The organism is Gordonia marina (genome assembly GCF_052036135.1).
In the GTDB taxonomy this organism is placed as follows: domain Bacteria; phylum Actinomycetota; class Actinomycetes; order Mycobacteriales; family Mycobacteriaceae; genus Gordonia.
Genome location: NZ_JBPSDN010000036.1, coordinates 26,390 through 38,870, shown reverse-complemented (window position 1 = coordinate 38,870; position 12,481 = coordinate 26,390). Strand labels below are relative to the sequence as shown.

At 67.0% G+C, this 12,481-nt stretch carries 13 protein-coding genes and 2 pseudogenes; 7 read left to right on the top strand and 8 right to left on the bottom strand.

What is annotated here, in order from left to right; translation table 11 throughout:
- Positions 1–250: 250 nt before the first annotated feature.
- From ACSEEN_RS17945 to ACSEEN_RS17930, 4 genes and pseudogenes are all read right to left on the bottom strand, one after another.
- A pseudogene (locus tag ACSEEN_RS17945) lies at positions 251–1,150 on the bottom strand (IS3 family transposase); the annotation flags it as partial.
- Positions 1,151–1,206: 56 nt separating this feature from the next.
- Complete coding sequence (locus tag ACSEEN_RS17940) at positions 1,207–2,358, bottom strand: IS30 family transposase (protein WP_440713929.1); 1,152 nt, start codon at positions 2,356–2,358, stop codon at positions 1,207–1,209.
- A 104-nt stretch (positions 2,359–2,462) separates the two neighbouring features.
- Positions 2,463–2,675 (bottom strand): annotated as a pseudogene (locus tag ACSEEN_RS17935) (transposase); the annotation flags it as partial.
- A 367-nt stretch (positions 2,676–3,042) separates the two neighbouring features.
- The gene (locus tag ACSEEN_RS17930; RefSeq protein WP_247867801.1) at positions 3,043–3,396 is read right to left on the bottom strand and encodes an Rv2640c family ArsR-like transcriptional regulator; all 354 of its coding nucleotides are present in this window, start codon (positions 3,394–3,396) and stop codon (positions 3,043–3,045) included.
- Between the two features lie 98 nt (positions 3,397–3,494).
- On the opposite strand from ACSEEN_RS17930, the gene ACSEEN_RS17925 reads away from it, so the two are divergent.
- The 4 genes from ACSEEN_RS17925 to ACSEEN_RS17910 all read left to right on the top strand — a co-directional run bounded on the left by ACSEEN_RS17925 (position 3,495) and on the right by ACSEEN_RS17910 (position 5,886).
- Positions 3,495–3,959 carry an ArsI/CadI family heavy metal resistance metalloenzyme gene (locus ACSEEN_RS17925; RefSeq protein ID WP_440713928.1) on the top strand — a complete coding sequence of 155 codons (465 nt, stop codon included), beginning with the start codon at positions 3,495–3,497 and terminating at the stop codon, positions 3,957–3,959.
- A gap of 63 nt (positions 3,960–4,022) precedes the next feature.
- A complete protein-coding gene (locus tag ACSEEN_RS17920; protein WP_440713927.1) occupies positions 4,023–4,385 on the top strand; it encodes an ArsR/SmtB family transcription factor in 363 nt (120 codons plus the stop codon).
- Positions 4,382–5,479 (top strand): ACR3 family arsenite efflux transporter, encoded by a 1,098-nt coding sequence (arsB, locus tag ACSEEN_RS17915; protein WP_440713926.1) that lies wholly within the window; start codon positions 4,382–4,384, stop codon positions 5,477–5,479. Before ACSEEN_RS17920 ends, arsB begins: the two co-directional genes overlap by 4 nt.
- A complete protein-coding gene (locus ACSEEN_RS17910; RefSeq protein WP_247867805.1) occupies positions 5,476–5,886 on the top strand; it encodes an arsenate-mycothiol transferase ArsC in 411 nt (136 codons plus the stop codon). Before arsB ends, ACSEEN_RS17910 begins: the two co-directional genes overlap by 4 nt.
- Positions 5,887–5,946: 60 nt before the next feature.
- Here ACSEEN_RS17910 and ACSEEN_RS17905 read toward each other — a convergent pair whose 3' ends face one another.
- Positions 5,947–7,929, bottom strand: a complete 1,983-nt coding sequence (locus tag ACSEEN_RS17905) for a heavy metal translocating P-type ATPase (protein WP_440713925.1) — start codon at positions 7,927–7,929, stop codon at positions 5,947–5,949.
- Between the two features lie 87 nt (positions 7,930–8,016).
- A complete protein-coding gene (locus ACSEEN_RS17900; RefSeq protein ID WP_440713924.1) occupies positions 8,017–8,346 on the bottom strand; it encodes an ArsR/SmtB family transcription factor in 330 nt (109 codons plus the stop codon).
- Positions 8,347–8,527: 181 nt separating this feature from the next.
- On the opposite strand from ACSEEN_RS17900, the gene ACSEEN_RS17895 reads away from it, so the two are divergent.
- Complete coding sequence (locus ACSEEN_RS17895; protein WP_440713923.1) at positions 8,528–9,124, top strand: cysteine hydrolase family protein; 597 nt, start codon at positions 8,528–8,530, stop codon at positions 9,122–9,124.
- Between the two features lie 18 nt (positions 9,125–9,142).
- Here the strand turns inward: ACSEEN_RS17895 and ACSEEN_RS17890 are convergent, their stop codons facing one another.
- A complete protein-coding gene (locus ACSEEN_RS17890) occupies positions 9,143–9,922 on the bottom strand; it encodes a hypothetical protein (protein WP_440713922.1) in 780 nt (259 codons plus the stop codon).
- A gap of 151 nt (positions 9,923–10,073) precedes the next feature.
- Between ACSEEN_RS17890 and ACSEEN_RS17885 the strand changes: the two genes are divergently transcribed.
- Together ACSEEN_RS17885 and ACSEEN_RS17880 are read left to right on the top strand one after the other, a co-directional pair.
- Complete coding sequence (locus ACSEEN_RS17885) at positions 10,074–11,288, top strand: oxygenase MpaB family protein (protein ID WP_440713921.1); 1,215 nt, start codon at positions 10,074–10,076, stop codon at positions 11,286–11,288.
- 41 nt (positions 11,289–11,329) lie between these two features.
- Complete coding sequence (locus ACSEEN_RS17880) at positions 11,330–11,905, top strand: dihydrofolate reductase family protein (RefSeq protein WP_440713920.1); 576 nt, start codon at positions 11,330–11,332, stop codon at positions 11,903–11,905.
- On the opposite strand, the gene ACSEEN_RS17875 is transcribed toward ACSEEN_RS17880, so the two are convergent.
- Positions 11,883–12,479, bottom strand: coding sequence for a TetR/AcrR family transcriptional regulator (locus ACSEEN_RS17875; protein ID WP_440713919.1), 597 nt, complete (start codon positions 12,477–12,479; stop codon positions 11,883–11,885). The two genes, ACSEEN_RS17880 and ACSEEN_RS17875, sit on opposite strands and share 23 nt — an antisense overlap.
- Positions 12,480–12,481 lie beyond the last annotated feature (2 nt).

The window sequence follows — 12,481 nt, the reverse complement described above, 5'->3', positions numbered from 1 at the left end:
CAACCCCTCCGCCTTGTGCAGCCGACGGATCTCGGCCCAGTCTTCCACTGAAATCATCCCTCCAGAATGACGAGGGGGGTCAACTTTCACCCGTCGTCTGGGGGTCAGTATTCACGCGTCGTCGACAGAGCTCGGAGGCCGAGCGGATCGGTCGCCTGCGGGGCGCGTCGACCGTTGAAGTGTCGTTCACCGGTATATGACGGGTCAACCCCTAGTTCGACTGGGGTTGACCCCGTTTGGTGGACATCGGTTAAGCGGCCTTGCTGGTCGCTCCGGTAATCATGTCCGCCTCGAAGTCGACTGGGCAAATGTAGCCCAGTGAACTGTGTCGGCGTCTGCGATTGTAGACCGCGTCGATCCATCGACTCACCGCTGCGACGGCCTCGATCCGGGTGTCGAAGGTGTGCCGCTGATAGAACTCGGTCTTGAGGGTCGACCAGAAACTTTCCTGCTGAGCGTTATCCCAGCACACCCCGGTCCGCCCGACTGACAGGCGCACGTTGAGCTCGCCGGCGACGGTATGGAGCTGTTCGGAGGTGTACTGACAGCCACGGTCGGCATGGAATGTCACGCCATCGAGCGGCCCGGTCGCAGGGTCCCGGAAGGTGTGCGCGTTGCGCAGCGCGGTCTCGACGACATCGGTGTGCAAGGTCTCCGCAAACGCGTATCCGATCACCCTTCTCGAGCAGCCGTCGCGGACCGCACACAGGTACAGCCAACCCTCACCCGTGTGCAGATACGTAATGTCGGAAGTCCACACCAGATTCAACCCGCCGCGGTCGAACTGCCGCCCGACCAGGTCGGGGACCGCGTGCGGACTCGGATCGGCGATCGTGGTCACCGGTCGCCACGAACGGGGACTGACGCCTTCAATCCCGCTGTGGCGCATGATCTTTGACACCGTCTTACGCGAGACAGTCTCACCGTCGGCACGCAGATCCGCGAGGATCCGCGGCGACCCGTACACTCCGTCAGACGCCTCGTGCGCCGCCGCGATCTTCTCCGCCAGTTCTTCCCGACGTGCCTGCCGGGGACCGGCTGGTTGCTGCTTGCGGTCACGCCATGCGTAGTACCCCGAACGGGACACACCAAGCAGGCGTGCGCAGCGAGCAACGGTGTAGGTGGCCTTCTCTGCTTCGATCATCGCGAACGCTTCGGCACGTTCGACTCCTCCGAGGCAAAGAAGGCTGCCTTGGACTCAACCCGTCAGTGCAACAGTGGTGCCATCATATCCGCGGGGCTGCGGTAACCGAGCCGTTTGCGGGGGCGGGTGTTGAGCTTGTCGGCGACGGCGTCGAGGTCGGTCTGGGTCAGTCCGGCCATGCTGGTGCCCTTCGGGAAGTACTGCCGAAGCAGTCCGTTGGTGTTCTCGTTTGTGCCCCGCTGCCAGGGACTGTGTGGGTCGGCGAAGTACACGCGCATTCCGGTCGTTGTGCTGACCTGCTTGTGGCCCGCGAGTTCCATTCCGCGGTCCCATGTCAAGGTCCGCCGGACCTGGCCTGGCAGACGGTTCATCACCTGCTCGAGCGCTGTGGTGAGAGTGCCTGCCTCCCTGTTGTCGAGTTGCACGAGAACGGTGTAGCCGGTGACCCGCTCGACGAGGGTGGCGCACTGACTCCAGTGCCTGCCGCAGACAAGATCGCCCTCCCAGTGCCCGATCTCGACTCGCTCGTCGACGATGCCGGGGCGCTGCGATATCGAGACCGCATCGATGATCCGCGAGCGCCACTGCCCAGCGACGGTGTTGTGCACGCTGCGACGGATCGGCCGACGGGTACGCAGGTGTCTCTGCAGGTCCTTCGGCAGCACGCCACGAGACTGGATGAACACCGACTTGTAGATCGACTCGTGGCTGATCCGCATCCGATGCCCCGGCGGGTAGCGTCGTCGCAGAGTGCCGGCGATCTGCTCCGGCGACCAGTCGTCGCGCAGGCGAGCGGCCACGTAGCAGCGCAGCACCGGGTTCTTCGCCAGCCGGCTCCGCTGCGGCCGTCGTGCGCGGCGCCAGGCGCGGTCGTCGGCATCGACGGCGCGGTAGCGGCGACGGCCCTTGTTTCTGGCCACCTCCCTGGTGACGGTCGAAGCCGGGCGACCGAGACGCCGCCCGATCGCGCGGGCCGATTCGCCAGCGGCGAGACCCCGCGAGATCTCCTCCCGATCGGCCAGCGTCAGGCAGCCCGGTCGACGGCGCTGCGGAGGCCGGTAGATCCCGCCGAACGGCAGCAAGATCGAGAAGATCGAACCCGGCGGGGACCCGACTTCACGCGAGATCTCACTGATCGAACTGCCCGCCCTCCACATCTCCCACACCTGCTGCCGCCGATCCGACGGCAGTCCCGGACGCCCAATCTTCGCCATTGCCACACCTTCCCACCTCGGTTGCTGGTGTTGCACTGACGGGTTGAGTCCAAGGCTGCTTTTTTTAAGAACTCCCGGTCCATCCGCAGCTCAGCGTTCTCGGTCCGCAGCCGTTCGAGTTCGGCGCGTTCATCAACATCGAGTGCTTCAGGTGGGGTGTCCATCTCGGCGCGTTCCTTAGCGACCCAGCGACCCAGCACCGCCTCGCCGACTCCGATCTCGCGGGCGACCTCAGCGGTCGTACGCCCAGTATCGAGCACCAGACGCGCAGCATCATACCGGTACTTCGGCGTATAACTCTTCCTCTTCGAACCCATGGGTCCATCCTCTCCTGCCAGCACGAAACTGGCGATCAGGATGTCCACGAAACGGGGGCAACCTCACGACGAACTGCTGCGTAGTGGGTCATTCCGGCGACCACTAAGTGCTATATGCAGTAATCGGATATGCAGGGTATTCAGTAGGGTTGCCTGGTGTACCACCTCGACCTCCGTCTGACTCTTCCCGGAACCCGGGAATTCGTCGACACGATCATGCACCTACTGCGAAGGCCCGGACCTCGACGTTCTGGGATGCAGCTACCGAGTCGCCGCCCGATGCGCCGAAGACGCGGCCGAAACCTGGGCTCGACTGGGCTCGCCACGCCGGCGGGGTCGTCCGCCGGCCGCCACGCCTTTCCGCTGTTCAGCAGCACGTCGCCAAGACCGTCCGCAACGCCTCGAGGTTGGCCCTCTCGGCCTGATAGAACACGTGCACCCCCTGTCGCTGTGAGGCAACCAGGCCGGTGTTGCGCAACTGCGCCAGATGGTGCGACGCCGTTGCCGCCGACACCCCCACCGACTCCGCCAAGGCGCCGGCACTGATCTGGTCACTACCGGCGCTCATCAGCAGCGACAGCAACCGGATCCGCACCGGATCCGCCAGTGCCTTCAGCCGCAGCGCCAGCGCCAGTGCGTCAACCTCGCTCACTGGGCCGGCCCCGATCGGCGAACAACAGATCGGGGCACTCACATCCACCACGGGCAACGACCTCGGCATGAACACACTCTACCAATATTTTGACATATATCGAAATATGGACTAGAACGGACCCGTCGAAGCACTTCGACATACGTCGAATTATTGGAGGATGGGTCATGTCCCGCATTCAACTCGCCCTGAACGTCGATGACCTCGAGGCGGCGATCGGCTTCTACAGCACCCTGCTGAACGCAACCCCGGCGAAGATCAAGCCCGGCTATGCCAACTTCGCCCTCGAAGAGCCTGCGCTGAAACTGGTGCTGATCCAGAACGCGGGCCAGGGCGGGAGCCTGAACCATCTCGGCATCGAGGTCGACTCCAGCCAGACCGTGCATGCCGAGATCGGCAGACTCTCCGGAGCGGGCATGTTCACCGAGGAGCAGATCAACACCACCTGCTGCTTCGCCGCCCAGGACAAGGTGTGGGTCACCGCTCCCGACGGCGAACCCTGGGAGATCTACACCGTCCTCGCCGACGCCGAGGAGTTCGGCCAGGCGCCGCCGCTCCTGGCCGACGAAGGCTGCTGCGGTAACGACTCCGGATCGGCCGCGGCCCCGTGCTGCACGCCGACGGCCGGCTGATCCGCGCGACCTCGGCGCACATCCCGAATTGACGGCTGATTCGATATTTATCAATATAGATGGATGTCGAATCAATTGGTGAACGCTGCCGACGTGGTGCGTTGCTCGCCACGGATCCGTGAGCCGCTGACACCCGAGGAAGCCCGCGATCTGGCGGCAGTGTTCAAGGCGCTCGCCGACCCCGTTCGGCTCCAGCTGCTGAGTCTGATCGCCGGCCACGACGGTGGCGAGGCGTGCGTGTGCGACATCTCCCCGGCCGTAGACGTCTCGCAGCCGACGATCTCTCATCACCTCAAAGTGCTGCGTGATGCGGGTCTGCTGGTCTCACAGCGGCGGGCCTCCTGGGTGTACTACCGCGTCGTTCCCGACGCGCTGCACACCGTGGCCGCGAGCCTGCTCCCCCAGACCAGCGACGCCGCCTCATGAGCGCTGAGCCCCAGACATCGACGGTCAGTGGAAGGCTCTCCACGCTCGACCGATTCCTTCCGGTCTGGATCGGTGCAGCCATGGTCGCCGGCGTGCTCCTGGGCCGGTTCGTCCCCGGACTGGACACCGGCCTCGAAGCGATCGAAGCCGACGGCATCTCGGTGCCGATCGCCCTCGGCCTGCTGATCATGATGTACCCGGTACTGGCCAAGGTCCGCTACGACCGCCTTGACACCGTCACCGCGGACCGCAGGCTCCTGGCCTCCTCGCTGGCCCTCAACTGGATCATCGGACCGGCCCTCATGTTCGCCCTGGCCTGGCTGCTCCTGCCGGACCTGCCCGAGTACCGTACCGGACTGATCATCGTGGGACTCGCGCGCTGTATCGCCATGGTCATCATCTGGAACGACCTGGCCTGCGGCGACCGCGAGGCCGCCGCCGTCCTGGTCGCCCTCAACTCGCTCTTCCAGGTGATCATGTTCGCCGCCCTCGGCTGGTTCTACCTGTCAGTGCTGCCCGGCTGGCTCGGTCTGGACCAGACCACGATCGAGGCCTCGCCATGGCAGATCGCCAAGTCCGTCCTCGTCTTTCTCGGTATCCCGCTGCTCGGGGGATACCTCTCCCGCCGGATCGGCGAACGGACCCGCGGTCGCCACTGGTACGAGTCCGCCTTCCTGCCGAAGATCGCCCCCTTGGCCCTCTACGGGCTGCTGTTCACCATCGCAGTGCTCTTTGCTCTGCAAGGCGACCAGGTCACGTCCCGACCGGGCGACGTCGTGCGTATCGCGCTGCCGCTGCTGATCTACTTCGCCGTCATGTGGGCCGGCGGGTACCTCCTCGGCGCGGCGCTGTGCCTGGGATACCCGCGTACCACGACGCTGGCCTTCACCGCGGCGGGCAACAACTTCGAACTGGCGATCGCCGTCGCGATCGGCACCTACGGCGCCACCTCCGGTCAAGCCCTCGCCGGAGTCGTCGGCCCCCTCATCGAAGTACCGGTCCTCGTCGCCCTCGTCTACGTCTCCCTCGCCATCCGGCGCCGATTCCCGCCCGGCCAAGCCGCCTCGACACGCACCGAGAGGAGCCCGTCATGACGCCCTCCGTCCTCTTCGTCTGTGTCAAGAACGCCGGCAAATCGCAGATGGCCGCCGCGCTCATGAAGCACGCCACCGGCGACGTCGTCGAAGTCCACTCCGCAGGCACCGAACCCGGAACAGTCATCAACGCACTCTCCGCGCAAGTGCTTGCCGAATCCGGCATCGACATCGCCGGCCAGACACCCAAGCCGATCGACCCGCAACTCCTCGACCGCGTCGACCTGATCGTCACGCTCGGGCGCCAAGCGGTCGTCGACCATCGCGGCGCAGCCGTGGTGAACTGGGACACCGACGAGCCGTCCCTCCGCGGAGTCCACGGAATCGAGCGTATGCGCCTGATCCGAGACGACATCGCCGACCGGACACGCAGGCTCGCCATCGAACTCCTCGAACAACACGACTGACGCCGGCAACACGTCTCGATGATCTCGGCCCTGTGCCCGGGCGTATCCACGGGATCGTCGCTACGGGATCTGCTGTCCAGCGGAACTGACCTGCGTACCGCCGCTGTGTACCGGAGTGCTGGTCAGGCCTGGGCCTGTTTCGGTTCGCGCTGCGCGGAGCGCGTTCACGATCACCAGCACTTCGGCGGCCTCATGGATCAGGACCACGGTTGCCAAGCCGAGGATGCCTGCTGCGGCGAGTGGAATCAGAACACCGATGATCAGCATGGCGAGTACGAGGTTCTGCATCATGATGGTTCGGGCGCGCCGGGCGTGCGCCAGGATCTGTGGAAGGTGCCGTAGGTCCTGGCCCATGAGTGCGATATCGGCCGTTTCGATCGCGATGTCGGTGCCCATGGCGCCCATCGCTATTCCGACGTCGGCGGTCGCCAGCGCGGGTGCGTCGTTGATGCCGTCGCCGACCATCGCACTGGTACGACCATCCCCGATTCGGGTGAGCAACGCCGCCTTGTCCTCGGGACTCAGCTCGGCATGGATCGCGACGATTCCGGCTTGTTCGCCGATGGCCGCCGCCGTGCGAGCGTTGTCGCCGGTCAGCATGACCGTATCGATCCCGAGATCGGTGATGCCCGCGATCGCTTCCGCAGCCTCGGGACGAATCTCATCACGCACCGCGATCGCCCCGATCACCGCGCCCCGTTGCTCGATCAACACGACGGTCGCGCCGGCGGATTGCAGCCGGACTACGTCGTCGGCGAATCGCCCCGGTTCGATCCATCCGGGCCTGCCCAGCTTCGTCGGACAGCCGCAGACGGTGCCGGTGACGCCCTGACCTGGAATCGCGAGAACATCGTCGGCGGCCGGGATGGCTTCCGGCGCCGCGGCAACGATCGCCCGAGCGAGCGGGTGTTCACTGCGCATCTCGAGTGCGGCGGCGGCACACAGGACCTCCGACTCACGAACGCAGGCGGTCACGATCTCGATGACTTGAGGAGCGTTGCGGGTCAAGGTTCCGGTCTTATCGAGCCCGATCACCCGCACACGACCGAGCCGTTCGAGCGCGGCACCGCCCTTGACGAGCGCCCCGTGCCTGCTGGCCGCACCCACAGCGGCGACGACGGTCAACGGAACGGCGATCGCCAACGCGCACGGCGATGCCGCGACGAGCACGACCAGTGCCCGTTCAACCCACACCAGCGGGTCCCCCAGCGTCGCCCCGACACCGCACAGGACGACAGCGAGCGCGAGGATCGCCGGAACCAATGGGCGTGCGACCGTGTCCGCCATGCGCTGGGCCGCGCCTTTGCGTTCCTGGGCCTGCTCGACGATGTGCACGATCCGTGCCAGGGAGCTGTCCGATGCCAGTGCGGTGACCTCGACTTCGAGGGCGCCTCCGCCATTGATCGCGCCGGCATGCACGTCATCGCCGGGCCCGACCTCGACGGGAACCGACTCCCCCGTGATCGCCGAGAGGTCCAGGCTGGTGCGCCCGCGACGGATGACGCCGTCGGTGGCCGCACGCTCGCCAGGACGGAGCAGCATGACATCGCTGAGGACCAGTTCGCTCGGCGGCACGGTGACTTCTCGGTCTCCGCGCACAACCGTCACCGATGGTGGCACCAGCGCCAGCAACGACCGCAACGCTCTCTGTGCCTTCGCGACGGCGAAATGCTCCAGTCCCTCCGCGATCGAGAACAGGATGCCGAGCAGCGCCGCTTCAACGAACTGTCCCAGGGCGATCGCACCGACCGCTGCGATCGTCATCAACAACCCGACACCGATGCGGCGGCGGCGGATCAAGTCCGCGATCGCGCCAGGAACGAACGACACGCCGGCCACGACCGCGGCCGACACTTCCAGCGCAGTCGGTACGCCTCGCAGATCACTGTGACCGAGCACCCATCCCAGGCCCAGCAGCAGCACGGCCGCGGCCGCGTACCGCAATTCGCGTACGTGCCACAGTGCGCTCAGGTCTCGGCCCGGAAGGTCGTCGGTGACGGTCGTCGCCGGCTCGTCCGGCGACCCGCAACAGAGGTCAGCCATCGAACCGCCCCGTCACGGCCGGTCCGCGTGCACCGGCGGCAGCCGGCAGGTGCCTCGCTGCGCCAGTGCGTCCACCGAGAGGACGCATCAACAACACCCTTGAGTCTCTGCGTCATCACAGCACGCCGGATCGACGGCCAGGACCAGCCCCAGCAGATCATCGAGCGCGCTCCCGATTCGCGGATCGGCGAGCTCATAACGACTGCGTCGCCCTTCCGGAACCGCCACCACCAATCCGCAGCCGCGAAGACACGCCAAGTGATTCGACAGGATCTGTCGCGACACGCCGAGCCGCTCGGCGAGGACAGCCGGATACCCGGGGCCCTCGCGCAACGCCAACAACACCCCGGTCCGAGTCGGATCGGACAGCGCATGCCCGAACCGGGTCAATGCGCCATGGCTGACTGCTACGTCCATGAGAAGATAGTACATATAATTCTGAACTCAGGAAATCATGAATCAAATTGCTTGATCACAGCACGCGGCCACCGGGATCGCCGTGCTTGTGAGGCGTCGTCGTGCAACCCGCCTGCAACGTGACCGCGGTTACAGTCGGGCTTCCGCAGCATTTCCGCTCGTCCTCCGAGAAGGAGTCTCCGTGTCCGAACTCGCCACTCTCCGCACGCTCACCGGCATGCCCGACGTCCCCGCGTCGCTCGGCAAGTCCGCTCTGGTGATGGTCGACCTGCAGAATACGTACACGCGCGGCGTGATGCGGCTCGACGAGGTCGAACCGGCGATCGACGCCGCGGCCGAACTGTTGGGGCGGGCACGGGAGGCGGGTATTCCGGTGGTGCACATCATGCACGACGCCGGCGAGGGCAGCCCGTACGACGTCAAGGCCGAGATCGGCCAGATCGTCGACCGCGTGGCGCCGCAGGGTGACGAGCCGGTGATCGTGAAGAACTACCCGAACTCCTTCGTCGCCACTGATCTCGACGCCCAGCTGAAAGCGCTCGGCGTGGAGGATCTGGTGCTCGCCGGCTTCATGACGCACGTGTGCATCAACTCGACCGCCCGCGGCGCCTTCAGCCTCGGCTACCGGCCGACGGTGGTGGCGAACGCGACGGCGACCAGGAGTCTGCCGGGCGTCGCCGGCGAGGTCGATTCGAGCGCGATCCAGGCTGCCGGTCTGGCGATGATCGGCGACATCTTCGGCATCGTCGTGCCGGACATGTCGGCTATCCCGGATTGATCGCACCCGGCCGCGGTGTCAGCCGGGCTCCCGGTCGCGGGCGGCCTGGATCTGCTGCCTGATCTCCTGGTATCCGCGGACTCGGGCCATCACGCGATCCGCGGCCGATTCGGTCCGCGCGGTGGCCGGCGCCGCGTCGATGCCGTAGAGCAGGCCGTTGAGCCGGGCGTGCAGTTGCGCCCGCTGCTCCGCGGTCTGGGCATCCGCGCGTTCCTGCCGGAGTGACTCGTCGATTCGCGCGGCCTCGGTGGCGCATCCGCGGATCAGTTCGACGCGCTCGTTCGCTCCGCTTTCGAGCCGGTCGGCGCCGGATTCGGCGCCGGCCAGGAGTTTCCGGTCGTCCTCGTTCTGGTAGTCGAGCGCCTTCAGTTCGTCGGCGGTCCGCCGGAGGACTCGAGCTTGCCTGAAGGCGTCGGTGACGGCGCTGAGGTCAGCCGAGAAGTCCGTGTCGCCGAGCCAGCCCTCCCGGGCCGCCTCCGACTGGTTCACCTTCTGGATCGCCGCGGCGGCCGCATCGATGCGGCCGGCGTTCTTCCGGCCGACGTCCTCCAGCAGGCGGCGGCGGTCGTCGCGCATGTGTTCTCGGCGTTCCTTCTCCGCGGCGAGAGCCCGAGCCTCCCGGTCCGCCACCGAGGCTCGGTGCATGCGCACCGCTATCCAGGCGACGAGGCCGACCAGGGCTGCCACTCCGATGATGAGCCACACCGTCTTGGGGATCGCGAAGAGGATCGCGAGCAGGATGAAGATCCCGACCACGCCGAAGCAACCGTCGTTGGACTCTTTCCCCTTGCCGGCCATCGCATCCCCCACTCGGTGTATTCATGGTCACCGGTGCCGTCGTGCGCCGGTGACGGCACCCTAGCGTTCGCCACCGACAGATCCCCCGGCCATGTTGAAACAAATGCCTAAGACTGTTCCATTCTGTGGGTTTCGGAGGTAGTTTCGAGACATGACGCAGCCCATTCCCCGACGCCATCCCGCCTCCCCGCGGCCGGTACCGATCGGTATCGCCGTGGTCGGCCGCATGCTCGGCATCTCCGGACCCGACGCCGCGGAGTTCCAGCGGCTCGGCGAACTGCTCATGGTGGGCGACCCGCTGATGGACAGCTTCGTCGACTGGATGACCGCGGAGGGTTCCAAGAGCGTCCGGCCGCTGTTCGAGCAGGCACTGGCGCACGGCATCGACTCGGTGCCCGACGCCCCCGCCCCGCTGCACGACCTGTTCACCGGCCTCGAAGCCACCCCCGACTGGGTGGAGCCCGAACGATTGCGAATCGCGGCGGCCACCATGAGGTCCGGCGGTGCCGACGGGCTCTACATCGCCCGCGACGTCGCACTTCTGGGCGGCTACCAGTTCGCCGGCTTCAACCAGACGCTGCTGCGCACCGGTGCCCTGGAGAAGGGCTCGAACACCCGGTTCGCCGAGACGTCCCAGTGGGCGATGGACGTGATCGCGCCCGGCGGCCTCGACAAGTTCGGTCCCGGCTATCGGTCGACGATCCGCGTCCGGTTGATCCACTCCATGGTGCGCAGGCACGTCGAAGCCATGCCCGACTGGGACGACGCGCAGTGGGGCCTGCCCATCAATCAGACCGACATGGCGGCCACCATCGTGGGCGCCCTCGTCGCGCCGAGTGTCGGCGGCATCGGCCTGGGCCTCATCAACCGCCCGTCCGAATACCAGGCCATCGCCCACCTCACCCGCTATGTGGGATGGCTGATCGGCGTGCGCGACGATCTGCTGCCCACCGACTTCCACGACGCCCTCCGGCTGCTCATGCACACCTCGGCCGCGCTGGCCACACCGGACGAGACCAGCAAGCGGCTCGCGCAGCCGATGGCGGACGACCCGCTGCAGTGGCAGTACCCGCACTTCCAGGAACTGCGGCGCCGGATCGCGCGGTCCCAGCATCTGTCGATCAGCGCGGGCTTCCTGGGGCCGTCGGCGATGGCGACGCTGGGACTTCCGACGAGAACCCTGCCCTGGTACCACGCGATCGCCGTGCCGAGGAACCTGGTGAAGTCCGGGATCGGTGTCCTTCCCGGCGGGCGCCGCCGCCTCGCCGCGCACGGTCGTCGCGACGCCCTGGGCTTCATGGCGACCATGACGCCGGCGCCCGCGACCATCGGCGAGACCACCACGGTGGCCGAGCACGTCGCCTGATCTCCGGTCTCACCGGCGCGGACCGGTGTTGAGTAGGGAGGATGAGACCGCTTCGCTACTCGATCAACGTCACGCTCGACGGCTGCTGCCACCACGAGGCGGGACTTCCGCCGGATGAGGAGTCGATGCGCTACTGGACCGCCGAGATGGGGCGAGCCGATGCGCTGCTGTTCGGCCGGGTGACCTACGAGATGATGGCGTCGGCGTGGCGGCGACCCGCCTCCGGGACGTGGCCCGACTGGATGGACGAGTGGGAAGTGCCGTTCGCCGAGGCCATCGACCGGGCGAGAAAGTACGTCGTCTCGAGCACGCTGGACACCGTCGACTGGAACGCGGAACTGGTGCGCGGCGATGTCGGGCAGGCGGTGCACCGGCTCAAGCAGGAACCGGGCGCCGGACTGTGGGTGGGCGGTGTGACGCTCCCCCGGGCGCTGGCGGATCTGGGACTGATCGACGAGTACGAGTTCGTGGTGCAGCCGGTGGTCGCCGGGCACGGGCCGACGCTGCTAGACGGCCTGCGCGAGCGTCTTCATCTGGAACTCGTGGATCGCCGCGAGTTCGGCTCGGGCGCGGTCGCTCTCCGCTACCGCCCGCTCACCGGGCCAGCGTCCCGATGAGCGCGTGGGCCGCCGACTTCGCCGCGGCCGTATCGGTGGCGGTCGGCACCCCCTGGGCGACGAGGGACCAGTGCCCTTCGAAGACGGCGACCAGCGCGTAGGCCACACTGTGTGCCCGCTCCGCATCGGTACCCGGGAACTGGGCGACGATCCGGCCGGCGATCGCCGGGAGCCAGCTCTCCCGCCACAGCCGGTGCAGCCGGTCGCGCACCGCGGGGTCGCGGGCGGCCAGCGCGACGAGATCGAGCCAGACCGCCAGGTCCAGGTCGCTGTGATAAATGCCCGGTTCGAACACCGCGTCGATGAGCTGTGCGGTGGTGAGACGGTCGATGTTGACCATCGCGGTACCGTACACGGCGACGGTCTGGGTGAGGAAGGCGTCGACCAGCCGGTCCCGATTGCCGAAATAGTGCAGAACGAGCGTTCGCCGTAAGCCGGCGGCCTCGGCGACCTTCGAGATCGTCGCGCCGGTGAGACCGTCGCGGGCGACGACCCCCGCCATCGCAGCCAGGATCTGAGCCGTCCGCTCGTCGGTCTTGTCCGGACGGCCCACGGGCCGGTGAGCAGCCGACATGG

What these genes read in the sequence shown, in the direction of transcription:
- ACSEEN_RS17905 (WP_440713925.1), bottom strand. Translation starts at nt 7,929, where the DNA reads ATGGCTGACCTCTGTTGCGGGTCGCCGGACGAGCCGGCGACGACCGTC.
- ACSEEN_RS17900 (WP_440713924.1), bottom strand. Translation starts at nt 8,346, where the DNA reads ATGGACGTAGCAGTCAGCCATGGCGCATTGACCCGGTTCGGGCATGCG.
- ACSEEN_RS17875 (WP_440713919.1), bottom strand. Translation starts at nt 12,479, where the DNA reads ATGTCGGCTGCTCACCGGCCCGTGGGCCGTCCGGACAAGACCGACGAG.
- ACSEEN_RS17910 (WP_247867805.1), top strand. Translation starts at nt 5,476, where the DNA reads ATGACGCCCTCCGTCCTCTTCGTCTGTGTCAAGAACGCCGGCAAATCG.
- ACSEEN_RS17925 (WP_440713928.1), top strand. Translation starts at nt 3,495, where the DNA reads ATGTCCCGCATTCAACTCGCCCTGAACGTCGATGACCTCGAGGCGGCG.
- ACSEEN_RS17885 (WP_440713921.1), top strand. Translation starts at nt 10,074, where the DNA reads ATGACGCAGCCCATTCCCCGACGCCATCCCGCCTCCCCGCGGCCGGTA.
- arsB (WP_440713926.1), top strand. Translation starts at nt 4,382, where the DNA reads ATGAGCGCTGAGCCCCAGACATCGACGGTCAGTGGAAGGCTCTCCACG.
- ACSEEN_RS17930 (WP_247867801.1), bottom strand. Translation starts at nt 3,396, where the DNA reads ATGCCGAGGTCGTTGCCCGTGGTGGATGTGAGTGCCCCGATCTGTTGT.
- ACSEEN_RS17890 (WP_440713922.1), bottom strand. Translation starts at nt 9,922, where the DNA reads ATGGCCGGCAAGGGGAAAGAGTCCAACGACGGTTGCTTCGGCGTGGTC.
- ACSEEN_RS17880 (WP_440713920.1), top strand. Translation starts at nt 11,330, where the DNA reads ATGAGACCGCTTCGCTACTCGATCAACGTCACGCTCGACGGCTGCTGC.
- ACSEEN_RS17940 (WP_440713929.1), bottom strand. Translation starts at nt 2,358, where the DNA reads ATGGCGAAGATTGGGCGTCCGGGACTGCCGTCGGATCGGCGGCAGCAG.
- ACSEEN_RS17920 (WP_440713927.1), top strand. Translation starts at nt 4,023, where the DNA reads ATGTCGAATCAATTGGTGAACGCTGCCGACGTGGTGCGTTGCTCGCCA.